General features: G+C 72.0%; 1 protein-coding gene and 1 pseudogene. Both read right to left on the bottom strand.

The annotated features are described in order from the left end of the window. Positions 1-378 (bottom strand): annotated as a pseudogene (locus NL1_RS35915) (hypothetical protein); the annotation flags it as partial. A 7-nt stretch (positions 379-385) separates the two neighbouring features. Next, a complete protein-coding gene (locus NL1_RS35910; protein WP_067849398.1) occupies positions 386-1876 on the bottom strand; it encodes an SCO6880 family protein in 1491 nt (496 codons plus the stop codon). Between the last annotated feature and the right edge of the window lie 244 nt (positions 1877-2120).

Below are 2120 nucleotides of genomic sequence, written 5' to 3'. Positions count from 1 at the left end.
GGCACGCACCCGGTCGACCGGAGGGCGATCGGCGTGCGCCCGATCGGCACGGACACCGTCGGCGCGACCGGGGCGCCCGCGCCGCTCGGCCGCGTCCCGAGACGCCCTCCGCTCCCGATCGGACAGCTCCCCCATACCGGTTCGTTCCTCGCCGCTCACCCGCGCCGAATCCCGGGCCGGACGGCGACCGCGCTCGGGCATCTCCTCGACGCCGGTGCGCTGCCCGCCGCGCGGACGCCCGTCCGCGACGGGCGGGCGAGGCGTCCTGCCCTCGCCCGCCGGGCGTCCCCATTCCTCGCGTTCGGCGTCCTCGCGCAGTCTGGCGCGCCGCGCAGCCTCGTCCCGTTCCCGTACGGGTGGCTCGTTGTCCCGTGCCATGGATCGCTCACCCCGCCAATGCCTTCGGAATTGTCGCGTGCTCCGGCAGGATCACCCCGCACCCGAGGGAGGCCGCGAAGGCCGCCGCCTGGTAGCGGTAGCACCGCCGCATTTTCAAGCGCGCCTGGGTCGACAGATCGCGCGTGATGGCTTCGATGCGCGGCAGATCGCCGCGCAGGGGCTCGGTGATGGTCACCAGCGCTCCGAAGCGGGTCACACCGTGACCCCTTGCCTGTTCCTCACGGGCCTGCTGGGTGGCGCCCACCCGCAGGGTCGCGGCGGCCGAGACGACACCGCGTTCGCTCTGTTGTGCCACCAGCGCGTTCTTGAAGTCGTCGTCGACGATCTCGGCGGCGTCGGCGGCCGAGTGCGGCCGGTACACGATGGCGATGCGCTTGCGCGGCACTTCAGGATTGGGCGCGAGCAGCCGCTGCAACACTCGCTCGTCCACCGCGCCCTCGGGGGCGGCGTCCATCTCCCAGGTCACCGAGCGGCCGCCGTCGTGGATGAAGTGATCCCACTTCTCGTCGTGCGAGACCGGGCCCGCGTCGGCCCAATCCAGCCCGTGCCCTTCGGGTTCGGAGGCGGCGACCTCGAGGTCGGCCTGCGAGGCAGGGTCGTAGCTGCGGCGGATGAAGGCGATCACCTCGTCGGCCGACATGGGCTGGGCGCGCACGCCCGCCTCGGCCAGCGCCGCGCAGATGCCGGGCAGCCTGCGACCGATCTCGACGGCCTCCTCGGCCGGGTTCTTGCGGCGCTCCGCGGTGGTGGCCTTGAACGTGATGGCGACGCGCGGCAGCAACTGCACCCGCTCCTGCGGCAGCTCGGTGGCCAGCTCGTACATCACCTGCTGGGCCAGTTCCGGCGCCTCGGGGCGGGTGATGGTGGAAACCTCGGTGAGCAAACGGTTTCCAGTCTCCGGGACGGTGTCGATGACCGGAACCACGGCCACGATGTCGCTGGTCTGCCCCACCGAGGCCAGGAAGGTGCCCCACGCCGAGACCCAGCGGTCGATGACCGGCTGGTCCACCGCCTCGTGGCCCTGCGGCCAGGCCCGCAGCACCACGGTGTACTGCGCGAACTGCGGCAGGTGGATCATGCCGAAGCTGTAGCCGCCCGCGTCGATGCCCTCGTACAGCTTCGAGGGCGCGAGCAGGCCGGGCAGCCGGGTGACGCCGCCGGGGATCCGGGAGAACCGCCCGCCCCGGTACACGTGTTCGCCGCGGTTCCGCGAGCGCATCCAGTTGAACATCATCAATCCCGTCTCGTAGCCCGAGCGGCCCCCCGTCCGCCATACCAGTGGAACCATCACCGCGACACCGACGCCGCCGACGATCAGACCCCATTGGAAGCCGCCGACCATCGCGCAGATCAGCGCCGTGATCACGACCACGAAGCCGATCACCGTCTCCTCCCAGCGCAGGCCGAAAAGGCCCGCGCTGCGCGGCTTCTGCCACAACCCGTAGGAACGGCGCTCGTAGGGTTCGGTCATCGTCATCGCGGAATGGTGCTCCTCCCGAGGTCGGGCGAGCGGTTCGCCCAACGGTCGCCTGCGACATCACCCATGGAATCGTCGGCGCTGCGCATACTGCCCGCCGCGGCTCTCGCCGCACCTATGCGGCCTGCCGTTCGCGCCGCTCCGGACGCTACTCCGGACGCGCCCTGCGGCTCGGAGGCGCGCGGTGGTTGACCCGCGGCACCGCCACTGCCACCGCCACCGCCGCGCGGGGGTGTCGGGCGTG

Source organism: Nocardia lijiangensis NBRC 108240, assembly GCF_001613045.1.
Classification (GTDB): Bacteria; Actinomycetota; Actinomycetes; order Mycobacteriales; family Mycobacteriaceae; genus Nocardia; species Nocardia lijiangensis.
Note: the sequence above shows the minus strand (reverse complement) of the source record. Positions and strands in the feature narration are given on the sequence as shown.